Source organism: Promicromonospora sp. NPDC057488, from assembly GCF_042802395.1.
Lineage (GTDB): Bacteria > Actinomycetota > Actinomycetes > Actinomycetales > Cellulomonadaceae > Promicromonospora.
Genome location: NZ_JBHVEG010000076.1, coordinates 14181 through 27925, shown reverse-complemented (window position 1 = coordinate 27925; position 13745 = coordinate 14181). Strand labels below are relative to the sequence as shown.

Annotated in this window: 12 protein-coding genes; all 12 read right to left on the bottom strand. The window is 72.0% G+C overall.

The window, feature by feature from the left end; genetic code table 11:
- Positions 1–78: 78 nt before the first annotated feature.
- Positions 79–1269 (bottom strand): methionine adenosyltransferase, encoded by a 1191-nt coding sequence (gene metK / locus ACFU5G_RS16505; protein WP_377246733.1) that lies wholly within the window; start codon positions 1267–1269, stop codon positions 79–81.
- Positions 1270–1327: 58 nt separating this feature from the next.
- The gene (gene coaBC / locus ACFU5G_RS16500; protein ID WP_377246730.1) at positions 1328–2596 is read right to left on the bottom strand and encodes a bifunctional phosphopantothenoylcysteine decarboxylase/phosphopantothenate--cysteine ligase CoaBC; all 1269 of its coding nucleotides are present in this window, start codon (positions 2594–2596) and stop codon (positions 1328–1330) included.
- A gap of 63 nt (positions 2597–2659) precedes the next feature.
- Positions 2660–2995, bottom strand: coding sequence for a DNA-directed RNA polymerase subunit omega (gene rpoZ, locus ACFU5G_RS16495; protein WP_020015401.1), 336 nt, complete (start codon positions 2993–2995; stop codon positions 2660–2662).
- A 91-nt stretch (positions 2996–3086) separates the two neighbouring features.
- Positions 3087–3653 carry a guanylate kinase gene (gene gmk, locus ACFU5G_RS16490; protein WP_377246727.1) on the bottom strand — a complete coding sequence of 189 codons (567 nt, stop codon included), beginning with the start codon at positions 3651–3653 and terminating at the stop codon, positions 3087–3089.
- Positions 3654–3684: 31 nt separating this feature from the next.
- Positions 3685–3996 carry an integration host factor, actinobacterial type gene (gene mihF, locus ACFU5G_RS16485; protein ID WP_020015403.1) on the bottom strand — a complete coding sequence of 104 codons (312 nt, stop codon included), beginning with the start codon at positions 3994–3996 and terminating at the stop codon, positions 3685–3687.
- 288 nt (positions 3997–4284) lie between these two features.
- Positions 4285–5139, bottom strand: a complete 855-nt coding sequence (gene pyrF / locus ACFU5G_RS16480; RefSeq protein ID WP_377246739.1) for an orotidine-5'-phosphate decarboxylase — start codon at positions 5137–5139, stop codon at positions 4285–4287.
- 77 nt (positions 5140–5216) lie between these two features.
- Complete coding sequence (gene carB, locus ACFU5G_RS16475) at positions 5217–8582, bottom strand: carbamoyl-phosphate synthase large subunit (protein WP_377246724.1); 3366 nt, start codon at positions 8580–8582, stop codon at positions 5217–5219.
- Positions 8582–9910 carry a glutamine-hydrolyzing carbamoyl-phosphate synthase small subunit gene (gene carA / locus ACFU5G_RS16470; RefSeq protein ID WP_377246736.1) on the bottom strand — a complete coding sequence of 443 codons (1329 nt, stop codon included), beginning with the start codon at positions 9908–9910 and terminating at the stop codon, positions 8582–8584. The genes carB and carA overlap by 1 nt, the downstream gene beginning before the upstream one ends.
- 8 nt (positions 9911–9918) lie before the next feature.
- Complete coding sequence (locus ACFU5G_RS16465; protein WP_377246721.1) at positions 9919–10515, bottom strand: hypothetical protein; 597 nt, start codon at positions 10513–10515, stop codon at positions 9919–9921.
- Complete coding sequence (locus ACFU5G_RS16460; protein WP_377246718.1) at positions 10512–11906, bottom strand: dihydroorotase; 1395 nt, start codon at positions 11904–11906, stop codon at positions 10512–10514. Before ACFU5G_RS16460 ends, ACFU5G_RS16465 begins: the two co-directional genes overlap by 4 nt.
- Positions 11903–12964 (bottom strand): aspartate carbamoyltransferase catalytic subunit, encoded by a 1062-nt coding sequence (locus ACFU5G_RS16455; protein WP_377246715.1) that lies wholly within the window; start codon positions 12962–12964, stop codon positions 11903–11905. Before ACFU5G_RS16455 ends, ACFU5G_RS16460 begins: the two co-directional genes overlap by 4 nt.
- Entirely contained in the window at positions 12961–13689 is a 729-nt protein-coding gene (gene pyrR / locus ACFU5G_RS16450; protein ID WP_377246712.1) for a bifunctional pyr operon transcriptional regulator/uracil phosphoribosyltransferase PyrR, read from the bottom strand. The genes ACFU5G_RS16455 and pyrR overlap by 4 nt, the downstream gene beginning before the upstream one ends.
- Positions 13690–13745 lie beyond the last annotated feature (56 nt).

The following is a 13745-nucleotide window of genomic DNA, read 5'->3' as shown; positions in this document are numbered from 1 at the left end:
GCACAGGCCTGTGCCGACCTCGATGCAGAGTGCCGACCCCGGAGCAACCGCGCAGGAGGCTGCCGACCTCAGGAGCCCTCAGAACAGGCTGCGCAGGTCCTCGACGCGGTCGGTGCGCTCCCACGTGAAGTCGGGCAGGTCGCGCCCGAAGTGCCCGTAGGTGGACGTCGCCCGGTAGATCGGGCGCAGCAGGTCCAGGTCGCGCACGATCGCGGCCGGACGCAGGTCGAACACCTCGTGGATGGCGGCGGTGATCTTCGAGACGGGCACGGTCTCCGTGCCGAACGTCTCGACGTAGAGGCCGACGGGGTGCGCCTTGCCGATGGCGTAGGCGACCTGGACCTCGCAGCGCCGCGCGAGCCCGGCGGCCACGACGTTCTTGGCCACCCAGCGCATCGCGTACGCGCCCGAGCGGTCCACCTTCGAGGGGTCCTTGCCGGAGAACGCGCCGCCGCCGTGGCGCGCCATGCCGCCGTAGGTGTCGACGATGATCTTGCGGCCGGTCAGGCCGGCGTCGCCCTGCGGGCCGCCGATGACGAACTTGCCGGTCGGGTTCACGAACTGCCGTGCGCCGCTCCAGTCGAGGCCTGCGGCCTCCAGCACGGGGGCGATCACGGTCTCGGCCACCTCGACGTGCAGCTTCTCCTGCAGGACGTCGGCATCGTGCTGGGTGGAGAGCACCACGGTGTCCACGGCGACGGGCCGGTCGCCGTCGTACCCGATGGTCACCTGGGTCTTGCCGTCGGGGCGCAGGCCCAGCAGCTCACCGGACTTGCGCACGGCGGCCAGGCGCTCCGACAGGCGGTGCGCGAGCCAGCCGGCCACGGGCATGAAGGCGGGCGTCTCGTCGGACGCGTAGCCGAACATGAGGCCCTGGTCGCCGGCGCCCTGGGCGTCCAGCGGGTCGAGGTCGCTCGTGTCGTCGCGCATCTCGAGCGCTTTGTCGACGCCCTGGGCGATGTCGGGCGACTGCTGGCCGATCGAGACGGACACGCCGCACGAGTCGCCGTCGAACCCGATGGCGGACGACGTGTAGCCGATGCCGCGCACGACGTCCCGCACGATCTGCGGGATCTCGACGTACGCCTCGGTGGTGACCTCGCCCGCGACGTGCACGAGGCCGGTCGTGACCATGGTCTCCACGGCGACGCGCGACGTCGGGTCCTGCTCCAGCAGGGCGTCGAGGATGGCGTCGCTGATCTGATCACAGACCTTGTCCGGATGACCCTCGGTCACGGACTCGGACGTGAAAAGGCGCAGCTCGCTCATGGGGCCCAGCCTAATGTCTCGCACAGCGAGAAGTCGATCCTGGCAGGTGAGACGGGGGTCACGGCAGCAGCTTGGCGACGGCGTCCCACAGGGCGTCCGCCACCTCGCGCTTGGTTCCGGAGGCCAGTCCGACGACGTCGCCGGCCCCGTCCAGGATGGTGACCTCGTTGCTCTCGGTGCCGAAACCGCGCCCGGATCCGACGGCGTTCACCGCGATCAGGTCCGCGCCCTTGCGCCGCGCCTTGGCCCGCCCGTGGTCGAGCACGGTGCCGGTGGCGTCGCCGGTCTCGGCCGCGAACCCCACCACCACCTGGTCGGCCCGCAGCCGCTCGTGCGCGAGCTCCGCCAGGATGTCGGGGTTCTCGACGAGCTCGATCGGCGCGGGGCCCTGCCCCGGCACCTTCTTGATCTTGGCGTCGGGCGTGACGGCGGGCCGGAAGTCCGCCACGGCGGCGGCCATCACGACGACGTCGGCGTCCGCGCCCGCGGCCCGCACGGCCTCACGCAGCTCGACCGTGGACTCGACCTGCACCACGGAGCACGGCCGGGGCCCGGTCAGGACCTGGTCGGTCACGTCCGCCGCGAGGTTGGCCGCGACCAGGGTCACGACGGCACCGCGCGCGGCGGCGGCCTGCGCCAGGGCCACGCCCTGGCGGCCGCTGGACCGGTTGCCGATGAACCGCACGGGGTCGATCGCCTCGCGGGTACCCCCGGCGGAGACGACGACGCGACGGCCGGCGAGGTCGAGGGTCTCGACAGGCTCGACCTGAGACTGCTCGACCAGCGAAGGGTCGACCAGCGAAGGGTCCACCAGCGAGACCGCCTCGCGGGCGATCTCCTCCGGGTCGGGCAGGCGGCCGGGGCCGGTGTCCTTGCCCGTGAGCCGGCCCGAGGCGGGCTCGATCACGTGCACGCCCCGCTCGCGCAGGGTGGCCACGTTCGCCCGCGTCGCGGGGTGGTCCCACATCTCGGTGTGCATCGCCGGGGCGAGCACCACCGGGCAGCGCGCGGCCAGCAGCGTCGTGGTCAGCAGGTCGTCCGCCAGGCCGGCGGCGGCCCGCGCCATCAGGTCGGCCGTGGCCGGGGCCACGATCACGAGGTCGGCGTGCTGCCCCAGCGACACGTGCTGCACGCCCGGGACGTCGTCGAACACCTCGGTGCTGACGGGCTCGCCCGACAGTGCCTCGAACGTCGGGGCGCCCACGAACTCCAGCGCCGCGCGGGTGGGGATCACGCGCACGGCGTGCCCCTGCTCGCGCAACAGCCGCAGCAGGAGCACCGCCTTGTACGCGGCGATGCCACCGGAGACGCCCAGGAGGATCCTCATCGGTGGTCACCCTTCGACGGGGACGGCGCCCCGCAGACAGCCGGCCCGCGCGTCACGTCCGGATCAGGCCGGGAACTCGGGCAGCGACTGCTCAGCCTTGGCGGCGGCAGCGGCGTCGGCCTGCGCCTGCACCTCGGCGGGGTCGACCTCCTCGATCGTGAGGAGGCCCTGGGTGATCTCGCGCATCGCGATGGAGAGGGGCTTCTCCTGGTTGCGGGTCTCGACGAGCGGGCCCACGTTCTCCAGCAGGCCCTCGTTGAGCTGCGAGTAGTACGCGTTGATCTGACGGGCACGCATGGACGCGTACAGCACGAGGCCGTACTTCGAGTCGATGCGCTCGAGCAGCTCGTCGATCGGCGGGTCGGTGATGCCCTCGGGGGCGGCGACGGTTCCGGCCATGATGAAGCTCCAGAAGTCTTGGGTGAAGGGGAAAGTCCGAAGAACGAGTCTACCTGCTCTGTCACCCGGAGGCGGCAGGCAGCACGCCCGGTTAGCCGACCGGTGTGGTGGAACCCACACCCATGAAGGCGACGAGCGCGTCCGTGGCGCGGTGCACGTCGTCGTTCACGATGGAGACGTCGAACTCCTCCTCGGCGGCGAGCTCGACGCGCGCGGTGGCGAGGCGCCGCTCGCGCTCCTCGGAGTCCTCGGTGCCACGCCCGACGAGCCGGCGGACGAGCTCGTCGAAGCTCGGCGGGGCGAGGAAGACGAACCGGGCCTCCAGGCCCGAGGTCGTTACAGCGGAGCGCACCTGGCGCGCACCCTGGAGGTCGATCTCCAGGAGCACGGGGACCCCGGCGGCGAGCTTCTGCTCCACCGGTCGCCGTGGCGTCCCGTACCGGTTACGACCGTGCACCACGGCCCACTCGAGCATCTCGCCGGCGGCGACCATACGGTCGAACTCCTCCGACGACACGAACAGGTAGTGCACTCCGTCCACCTCGCCCGGGCGCGGCGACCTGGTGGTCGCCGACACGGAGAGCCAGACCTGCGGATAGCGGTCCCGCACATCGGCGGAGACCGTGCCCTTGCCCACCGCGGTGGGACCTGCGAGCACGGTCAGCCGTGCGGGTTGTGTCGTACTGATCTCAGCCAAACCTCTCGATGAGCGCCGCCGACTGGTGCGGTCCGAGGCCTCGGACGCGGCGGGTCTCGGCGATCCCGATCTCTTCCATGATCGCCCTGGCCTTAACCTTACCGACACCTGGCAGCGACTCGAGCAACGAGACGACCTTGAGCTTGCCGACGACGTCGTCCTTCTGGCCCTGCTCGATGACCTCCCTCAGGGAACCTTGCGAGTACTTGAGCTTGTTCTTGATCTCTGCCCGCGCGCGTCGCGCCTCGGCTGCCTTCTCGAGTGCTGCCGCACGCTGCTCGGGTGTGAGGGGTGGTAGTGCCACGCAAGTCACCTACTCGTCTCTCGACCGGCCTTCTGACTCGGGACGTCGGTCCTCGCTCGGGCCCGATGCCCAAGTCCGTGACCTGGCCCGCAACCGGTCTGGTGTGAACTGCTGCATCGAAAGTAGCCATCGCCTCAGTGGTCGGCAATCGCAGAACGCCACTTCGTGAAAACTCATGCACCCGAGCAAATAAGCATTTAGTACATTTCACAATAAAGCGCCCACGATCCGTAGGGATCGTGGGCGCTTTGTCCAACACGTGTCCAACGCGTCGGTCAACCGAAAAAATCAGCCACGCAAGGCGTCGGTCGCCTCTCGTGCCGCGTCGCGCGCCGCGCTCACCAGCGCCTCAGGCGTCGGCCCGGCACCGAGCACCGCCCGGGACGACGACGCCAGGACGTTCCGCCGGGCCTCGCCGAAGGTCGTGGCGAGCTCCCGCTCCCCCGCCCCCTGCGCGCCGACACCGGGAGCCAGCAGCGGGCCGTTGACGGCGACCAGGTCGGTCCCCGTAGCGGCCACCGCGTCACCGATCGTCGCGCCCACCACGAGGCCGACCGAGCCCATGGGCTCCGCCCCCGCGTTGAGCACGGCCGCGTGGGCCGCCATGAGGGCAGCGACGGAGGTGCTGCCCGCAGGACCGTCTTCGGATCGCACGGCGTGCTGGACCTCGAAGCCCTCCTTGTTGGAGGTGAGGCACAGCACGAACAGGCCGCGCCCCGTGGCCGTGGCCAGCTCGACGGCGGGCGTCAGCGAACCGAACCCGAGGTAGGGCGACACCGTCAGAGCGTCGCCGGCCAGGGGCGAGCCGTCCGCCAGGAATGCCTCGGCGTAGGCCCCCATGGTGGAGCCGATGTCGCCGCGCTTGGCGTCGACGATCGTGAGCGTGCCCGTGCTGCCCGAGCTGCTGCCCGAACCGGTGGCCCGGGCCGCCGCGATCACCTCCTCCAGCACCGCCAGGCCGCGCGAGCCGCGCCGCTCGAAGAACGCCGCCTGCGGCTTGAAGGCCGCGACCCGGCCCCCGAGCGCGTCCACGACCCGCAGGGAGAACTCCCGCAGGCCCGTGACGTCGTCCGGCAGGCCCCAGGCGTGCAGGAGCGACGCGTGCGGGTCGATGCCCACGCACAGGGGCCCGTGCTCGTCCATGGCGGCGGCGAGGCGCGCACCGAACGGCGCTCTGCTCGAACCTGCGACGCTCGAACCCGCGCTGCTCGAACCCGCGCTCACGCGTGTGCCGCCGGGCGACGCGCCGTCGTGGCCGCCGTGTGCTCCTGCAGGCTCGCCACCTCGAACGGGCCCGCCAGCACCGCCTCGATGCCCTGCACCGCGGCCGCGAGCTGGTCCACCGTGGTCGCGATCGGCTTGTCGGCCGCCGTCGTGGCCGCGCGGATCTCGTAGCCGTCCGCACGGGCGCCCTGGCCCGACGGCGAGTTCACCACGAGGTCGATCTGCCCCTCGGTGATGAGCCCGACGACGGTGAGCTCGCCGTCCGGCCCGCGGCCCTCGGTGTGCTTGCGCACCTCGGTGGCCTCGATGCCGTTGCGGCGCAGCACGTTGGCGGTGCCGGCCGTGGCGAGCACCTTGAAGCCGAGCTCGACCAGGCGCTTGACCGGGAAGACCACGTGCCGCTTGTCGCTGTCGGCGACCGAGACGAAGACCGTGCCCGACGTCGGCAGCCCGCCGAACGCCGCCGCCTGTGACTTGGCGAACGCGTGCGGGAAGTCCTTGTCGAAGCCCATGACCTCGCCCGTGGAGCGCATCTCCGGGCCGAGCACCGAGTCGACGACCAGGCCCTCGCGGGTACGGAACCGCTTGAAGGGCAGCACGGCCTCCTTGACGGCCAGCGGCGCGCCCAGGTCGAGCGTGGCGCCGTCGTGCTCCGGGAGCACGCCCGCCGCGCGCAGGTCGGCGATGGACTCGCCCACCATCACGCGGGCCGCGGCCTTGGCCAGCGGCGTGCCCGTCGCCTTGGAGACGAACGGCACGGTGCGCGACGCGCGGGGGTTGGCCTCCAGGACGTACAGGACGTCGCTGACGAGCGCGTACTGGACGTTGAGCAGGCCGCGCACGCCCACGCCCTTGGCGATGGCCTCGGTGGAGCGCCGGATGCGCGCGATCTCGGCCTCGCTGAGCGACACCGGGGGCAGCACGCACGCCGAGTCGCCGGAGTGGATGCCGGCCTCCTCGATGTGCTCCATGACGCCGCCGAGGAACAGCTCCTCGCCGTCGTACAGGGCGTCGACGTCGATCTCCATCGCGTCGTCGAGGAAGCGGTCGATCAGGAGCGGCGCGGCCAGCGTGCCGGGCGCCCCGTTCAGGGCGGCGGCGGCCGCGCTCTCGGCCAGGGCCCGCTCGACGTAGCCGGTGAGCTGGTCCTCGCTGTAGACGATCTCCATGCCGCGGCCGCCGAGCACGTAGGACGGGCGCACGAGCACCGGGTAGCCGATGCCCTCCGCGACGTCGCGCGCCTGGGCCAGCGACCGGGCCGTGCCGAACGCGGGGGCCGGGAGGCCGGCGTCGAGCAGGACCTGGCCGAAGATGCCGCGGTCCTCCGCGGCGTCGATGGCCTCGGGGCTGGTGCCCAGGATCGGCAGGCCGGCCTCGGCCAGGCGCCGCGCGAGGCTCAGCGGCGTCTGCCCGCCGAGCTGGACGATGATGCCCTTGACCGGACCGGCCGCGAGCTCGGCCTGGTAGACCTCCAGGACGTCCTCGAAGGTCAGCGGCTCGAAGTACAGGCGGTCGGACGTGTCGTAGTCCGTCGAGACCGTCTCGGGGTTGCAGTTGACCATGACGGTCTCGTACTTCTCCGCCAGCGCCAGCGTGGCGTGCACGCAGGAGTAGTCGAACTCGATGCCCTGGCCGATGCGGTTGGGGCCCGAGCCGAGGATGATCACGGCCTCCCGCTCGCGGGGCGCGACCTCGGTCTCGGAGTCGTAGCTCGAGTAGTGGTACGGGGTCTTGGCCGCGAACTCGGCCGCGCAGGTGTCCACGGTCTTGTAGACCGGGCGGACGCCGAGGGCGTGCCGGATCTCGCGCACCGTGGACTCGCCGGAGGCACCCATGCCGCGCAGCGCCGCCACCTGGGCGTCGGACAGGCCGTGCCGCTTGGCGTGGCGCAGCAGGTCCTCGGTGACGGTGGGCGACGCGGCGACCTCGGCCGCCACCTCGTTGACGAGCTGGATCTGGTCGAGGAACCAGGGGTCGATCTTGGTCGCGTCGAAGACCTGCTCGAGCGTGGTGCCGCCGGGCTCCCCGACCGAGCGCAGGGCCTGCTGGACCTGCACGAGGCGCTGCTCGGTGGGCCGCTCGATCTCCTTGAGCAGCGTCGCGAGCTCGTCGCCCGTCGGGGCGTCGCCGTCCCAGTGGAACTGCACGCCGCCCTTGTCGATGGAGCGCAGGGCCTTGCCGAGCGCCTCCGTGAAGTTGCGGCCCAGCGCCATGGCCTCGCCCACCGACTTCATGGTGGTGGTCAGGGTGTCGTCGGCGGCGGGGAACTTCTCGAACGCGAACCGCGGGACCTTGACCACGACGTAGTCGAGCGTGGGCTCGAAGCTCGCGGGGGTCACCTTGGTGATGTCGTTCGGGATCTCGTCGAGCGTGTAGCCGACGGCGAGCTTGGCCGCGATCTTGGCGATCGGGAAGCCGGTCGCCTTGGAGGCCAGCGCCGAGGAGCGCGACACGCGGGGGTTCATCTCGATGACGATGATGCGGCCGTCGGCCGGGTCGATCGCGAACTGGATGTTGCAGCCACCGGTGTCGACGCCGACCTCGCGGATCACGGCGATGCCGATGTCGCGCAGCTTCTGGTATTCGCGGTCGGTGAGCGTCAGCGCGGGCGCGACGGTCACGGAGTCGCCGGTGTGCACGCCCACGGGGTCGACGTTCTCGATGGAGCAGACGACCACGACGTTGTCGTTCCGGTCGCGCATGAGCTCGAGCTCGTACTCCTTCCACCCCAGGATGGACTCCTCCAGGAGCACCTCCGTGGTGGGCGAGTAGTGCAGGCCCTGCCCGACGATGCGGTGCAGGTCCGCCTCGTCGTAGGCCAGGCCGGAGCCCAGGCCGCCCATGGTGAACGACGGGCGCACGACCATCGGGTAGCCCAGGATCTCGGCGGCCTTGAGGGCCTCGTCGATCGTGTGCACGATCTCCGAGCGGGCCGACTCGCCGCCGCACTTGGCGACGACGTCCTTGAACTGCTGGCGGTCCTCGCCCTTCTGGATGGCGGGGATGTTGGCGCCGATCAGCTCGACGCCGTACTTCTCCAGCACGCCCGCCTCGTCCAGCGCGATGGCGGCGTTGAGCGCCGTCTGGCCGCCCAGGGTCGGCAGCAGCGCGTCGGGGCGCTCCTTGGCGATGATCGTGGTCAGGACCTCGGTGGTGATCGGCTCCACGTAGGTGGCGTCCGCGAACTCCGGGTCGGTCATGATCGTGGCCGGGTTCGAGTTGACCAGGATGACCCGCAGGCCCTCCTCCTTCAGGACGCGGCAGGCCTGCGTCCCGGAGTAGTCGAACTCGCAGGCCTGGCCGATGACGATCGGGCCGGACCCGATCACCAGGACCGAGGAGATGTCGGTACGACGAGGCATCAGTGGTTCTCCTCGGAGTTGAGCTGTGCTGCTGCGGGCTGTGCTGCGGCGGGGACGGGCTGGGTGGTGAGGGCGGGCGGCCAGGCCGACGGGTTCGTCATGAGGCCGACGAAGCGGTCGAACAGGTAGGCGGCGTCGTGCGGGCCGGCGGCGGCCTCCGGGTGGTACTGCACCGAGAAGGCGGGCCGGTCGAGGCAGGTCAGCCCCTCCACGACCTGGTCGTTCAGGCCCACGTGCGAGACGACGACGCGGCCGTAGCGGCCGCCGTCGTGCGGGGCGTCGGAGATCGCGGGCGAGCCGTCCTCGGCGAACACCGGCGCGTCGACGGCGAAGCCGTGGTTGTGCGCGGTGACCTCGACCTTGGCGGTCGTGCGGTCCAGCACCGGCTGGTTGATGCCGCGGTGGCCGTAGCCCAGCTTGTACGTGCCGTAGCCGAGCGCGCGGCCCAGGAGCTGGTTGCCGAAGCAGATGCCGAAGAACGGGATGCCCTGGTCCAGGACGGCGCGCAGCAGCTCGACCTCGTGGCCGGCGGCGCCGGGGTCGCCGGGGCCGTTGGAGAAGAAGACGCCGCGGGGGGCGTCGTCGGGCAGGTCCGCGAAGACGCCCAGGACGTCGTCGGCCGTCGAGGACTGGGGCACGACGACGACCCGCACGCCGCGCTCCGCCAGCCGAGCCGGCGTCATGGCCTTGATGCCCAGGTCGACGGCGACGACGGTCGCGACCGGGGTGCGCCCGGCGTGCTCGCCGGACGGCTCGACCGTGTAGGCCTGCGTCGTCGAGACCTCGGGGGCCAGGTTGGCGCCCGCCATCTGCGGGGAGGCCTGCACCTCGGCCACCAGCTCCTCGACGGGGCGCGGGTAGCCGCCGCGCACCAGGTCGTCGCCGGAGAAGATCCCGGCGCGCATCACGCCCTCCTCGCGCAGCCGGCGGGTCAGCGCGCGGGTGTCGACGTCGGAGATGCCGACGACGCCCTGCGCGGCCAGCTCCTCACCGAGGGAGCGCTGCGCGCGCCAGTTCGAGACGCGGCGTGCGGGGTCGCGGACCACGTAGCCCGAGACCCAGATGCGGCCCGACTCGGGGTCCTCGTCGTTGACGCCCGTGTTGCCCACGTGCGGCGCCGTCATGACGACGATCTGCCGGTGGTAGGACGGGTCCGTCAGCGTCTCCTGGTAGCCGGTCATGCCGGTGGAGAAGACGATCTCGCCGAACGACGTGCCGGTGGCGCCGTAGGCGCGGCCGCGGTAGGTGGTGCCGTCCTCGAGGACCAGCGCTGCGGTAGTTACGGACGGCTGTGCTGCCGCCTCTGCGGACATCTCTGCGGACGTCATCGGGATGGTCACCGGGCCTCCTGCTGGTGCGGGTACTGCTGGTGCGGGTACTGCTGTTCGTGGTGCTGGGCCTGCTGGCCGGGCTGCTGGGCCGCGAGCAGGTGGCGGACGGCGTCCACCAGGCCGCCGCGGTCCTCGGCGCGGCGCGTGCGCAGGCCGGTGTCGACCAGGGCCGCGGACACGCCGTCGGCCTCCGGGACGGCCCAGGTGACGACGACGAGCCCGTCCGTGCCGACGTACTTGCCGGCCATGCCCGGGGCGAGGCCCGTGCTGCGGATCTCGGTCACCGGGAGCCACAGGTCGGCGGTGCCGTCGCGCTCGATCAGGACGCCCTGGTCGTGCACGGAGACGACCGCGTGCGCGCGGTCGCCCAGTCCGTGCGCGCCCACACGGGCGAGCCAGTCGCCGTGCAGCGTGGTCGAGACGTAGACGGCCTCCAGCGGACCGAAGCGGACGGCGCCGAGACTGTCAGCCGTGGGCGCGACCGGCGGCGCGGGGACGACGGTCGTGGTGCGCTGGGCGAGCCGACGTCGGCCGATCAGGGTCACGTACAGCACGAGGAAGATCGCCAGGGCGATCATCAGGACTACGGCGAGGATCTTCATCGGCCGGCTCCTTCCAGAGCTGTGTTATCGGAGCGGTTGTTCTGCGAGTTGCTGGCGGGATCCACGACCGCCCCGTCCAGGACCGTCGCGCGTCCGCGCAGGAACGTCGCGACGACGCGGCCCGGCAGCTCCATCCCGCCGAACGGGGTGTTGTCGCTGGCCGTGACCTGGGTGCGGCCGTCGATCGCGCGGGTGGCGCCCGCGTCCACGAGGGTCAGGTTGGCGGGCTCGCCGACGGCGATCGGGCGGCCCTGCGTGGCATCGATCCGGCCGATGCGGGCCGGGTTCTGCGACAGCACGCGGGCGACGTCGGCCCAGGTCATGCGGCCGGAGTCGACCATGGTCTGCTGGACCACGGACAGCGCGGTCTCCAGCCCGGTCATTCCGAACGCCGCCGAGGACCACTCGCAGTCCTTGTCCTCGACCGGGTGCGGGGCGTGGTCGGTGGCGACGATGTCGATCGTGCCGTCGGCCAGGCCGGCGCGGACCGCCTCGACGTCGGCGGCGGTGCGCAGCGGCGGGTTCACCTTGAACACCGGGTCGTAGTCGCGGGCCAGCTCGTCGGTGAGCACCAGGTGGTGCGGCGTCACCTCGGCGGTGACGTCGATGCCGCGGCCCTTGGCCCAGCGGATGATCTCCACGGAGCCTGCCGTCGACAGGTGGCACACGTGCAGGCGCGAGCCCACGTGCTCGGCCAGCAGCACGTCGCGGGCGATGATCGACTCCTCGGCCACCGCGGGCCAGCCCGTCAGGCCGATCTGCGCGGAGACGACACCCTCGTTCATCTGCGCGCCCTCGGTCAGCCGCGGCTCCTGCGCGTGCTGGGCGACGACGCCGTCGAACGCCTTGACGTACTCCAGCGCGCGGCGCATCAGGACCGGGTCGTGCACGCACTTGCCGTCGTCGGAGAAGACGCGGACACGGGCGGCGGAGTCGGCCATGGCGCCCAGCTCGGCGAGCTTCTCGCCGTCGAGGCCCACCGTGACGGCGCCGACGGGGTGCACGTCCACCCAGCCGGCCTCCTGGCCGAGCCGGTAGACCTGCTCGACGACGCCCGCGGTGTCCTGCGTCGGCGTCGTGTTGGCCATGGCGTGCACCGCGGTGAACCCGCCCGCGGCGGCGGCGCGGGTGCCGGAGAACACCGTCTCGGCGTCCTCCCGGCCCGGCTCGCGCAGGTGGGTGTGCAGGTCGACCAGGCCGGGCAGCAGCACCAGCCCCGCTCCGTCGCTGCCGCCCTCCGCCGGGATCTCCCGCGCACCCTCGGGCACCTCGACCGTTCCCGGCGCGCCCAGCGCGGCGACCACGCCGTCCGCGAGCACGACGTCGACCGGGTCCGTGCCGTAGGGACGCACCCCACGCAGGACGTAGGTCGTGGTTGAAGGGGTGCTCACAGGGCGGTCCTCTCGTCGGTGCTGGAACTCGTGCTGGTGCTGGTGCTGGTGCTGGCGCTCGTGCTGGTGCTGGTGCTCGTGATGTCGCCGGACAGCAGCAGGTACAGGGCGGCCATCCGGACGGCGACGCCGTTGGCCACCTGCTCCACGATCACGGAGCGGGGGTGGTCGGCGGCGGCCGCCGAGATCTCCAGGCCGCGGTTCATCGGCCCGGGGTGCATCACGATCGCGTGGTCCGGGAGGACCGCGAGCCGCCGGGCGTCGAACCCGAACTTGCGGCTGTACTCCATGGGGCTCGGGAAGAACGCCCCCGAACCACCCGACATCCGCTCACGCTGCACCCGCAGCATCATGACCGCATCCGGCTGCCACTGCTCGAGCGTCTCGTCCAGGTGGTACGAGACGCGGCACGGCCAGGTCTCCACGCCCACCGGCACGAGGGTGGGCGGCGCGACCAGGGTGACCTCGGCGCCGAGGGTGTGCAGCAGGTACACGTTCGAGCGGGCCACGCGGGAGTGCAGCACGTCGCCGACGATCGCGATGCGCAGGCCGGCCAGGTCGGCGCCGACCGAGGTGTCGGTGCCTCGCCCGTCGTCGCCCACCCGGCCCACCAGGTGGCGGCGGATCGTGAACGCGTCCAGCAGCGCCTGCGTCGGGTGCTGGTGCATGCCGTCGCCCGCGTTGAGCACGCCCGCGTCGAGCCATCCGGCGTGCGCGAGCTGGTGCGCCGCGCCCGAGGCCCAGTGCCGCACCACGACGGCGTCGGCGCCCATGGCGTGCAGCGTGAGGGCGGTGTCCTTGAGCGACTCGCCCTTGGAGACGCTCGACCCCTTGGCCGAGAAGTTGATGACGTCGGCCGACAGCCGCTTGGCCGCCGTCTCGAACGAGATCCGGGTGCGCGTGGAGTCCTCGTAGAACAGGTTCACCACGGTGCGGCCGCGCAGCGTCGGCAGCTTCTTGTTCTCGCGCGACTGGGTCGCGGCCATCTGCGCGGAGGTGTCCAGGAGCAGGATCGCGTCGTCCTTGGACAGGCCCTGGGTGGTCAGGAGGTGCTTCACCGGGCGCTCCTCTCGTCGGTGCCGGGGGCGTCGGTGCTGGGGGCGTCGGTGCTGGGGGCGTTGGTGCTGGGGGCGTTGGCGGGAGTGGTGGGCGCCCCGCTGATGACGACGGCGTCGGCTCCCCCGTCGACGTCGGCCAGCCGCACCCGGACGCGCTCGCTGCGCGAGGTGGGCAGGTTCTTGCCGACGTAGTCGGCGCGGATCGGGAGCTCGCGGTGGCCGCGGTCGACGAGCGCGGCGAGCTGGACCACGCGGGGGCGGCCGAGGTCGTTCAGGGCGTCGAGCGCGGCGCGGATGGTGCGGCCGGAGAAGAGGACGTCGTCCACGAGGACGACCACCTTGTCGTCGATCGTGCCGTCCAGGCTGCCCGGCAGGACCGTCTGCCCGACGGCGCGCGTGGGCTGACGGCGCAGGTCGTCGCGGTACATGGTCACGTCGAGCGTGCCGTACTCGCCACTGAAGGCGGGCTCGATCTGCGCGAGCCGCTCGGCCAGCCGGTCGGCGAGCTGGACGCCGCGCGTCGGGATGCCGAGGAGGACCAGGTCGGCGGCGCCCTTGTTGCGCTCCACGATCTCGTGGGCGATGCGGGTCAGCGCCCGGGCGATGTCGGCCTCGCCGAGCACGGTCCGCGCGGCTGCGGTGCCGGGGGCTGTGCTGGGGCTCTCGCTGAGGGTCTCGCCGGGGGTCTCGCTGGTGCTGCCAGGGGTGGTGCTGGATTCGGGCATGCGGCTGCCAGGATGCATCTGGCGACCTCCTTCTCCGCCTCACTGGACGGGATTAA